Here is a 694-nt window from a genome sequence, read left to right on the forward strand (position 1 = left end):
CCAGAGACATCCTCCCCGAACGCCTCTATCTCAGCCAGTTATATACTCCGGCTTTGCGCAGTTACACCGAAATAGGCTACGGCATAGGTAACTTCTTTTGCAACGCCGGTTTGTTTGTTGCTTTCGACCACTTGAGAATTAACACCATCGGCGGCAAGTTTGTGTTGAATTTCTAAAGGCGCAACCGACAGGGGATTGCAGGTCAAGCCCGCAATGACGAGGACATTTTTTACAGCGAAAAGAAAAGCGGCAGATAGCACTTCACCCGCACCGGCACTCCTCGCTCCGAGCCGCAAACCCACTTGGGCATCGTTTGAAGCACGCGCTCAGCCTCTTGGTCTAAGTCAGGAAACACACCCTTTTCAACTTTAACATTGGTAATAGCACCGTCTTTTTCCACAATAAACGAGCACCAAACACGCCCCTGCTGATTTTGAGCAACAGCCGAAGCCGGATAGTTGGTGTTGGCAAACAAAAATTTAGTGAGTTGAGCCACCCCACCCGGAAAAGAAGGCATCACCTCCGCCTCAGTAAAAACCGCCGGCTCCACAACAGGCTCCGGCTCCACAACAACGGGCAATTGCTCATTGCTCATTGGTAATTGCTCTTCGGGTACTTCCTTCACCACCTCATAATCCTCAAAAGCAGTTTTCGGCGGCGTCACCTCTTTCTCAGGCTTCGGTTCGGGTGTTGC

At 51.0% G+C, this 694-nt stretch carries 1 protein-coding gene; it reads right to left on the reverse strand.

All coding sequences use genetic code 11. The features are described 5' to 3' along the window. Positions 1–229: 229 nt before the first annotated feature. Positions 230–694: TonB family protein (locus ASC50_RS01390; protein ID WP_056928610.1), on the reverse strand; the 465-nt coding region annotated here is incomplete at its 5' end.

Source organism: Candidatus Symbiothrix dinenymphae (assembly GCF_001431085.1).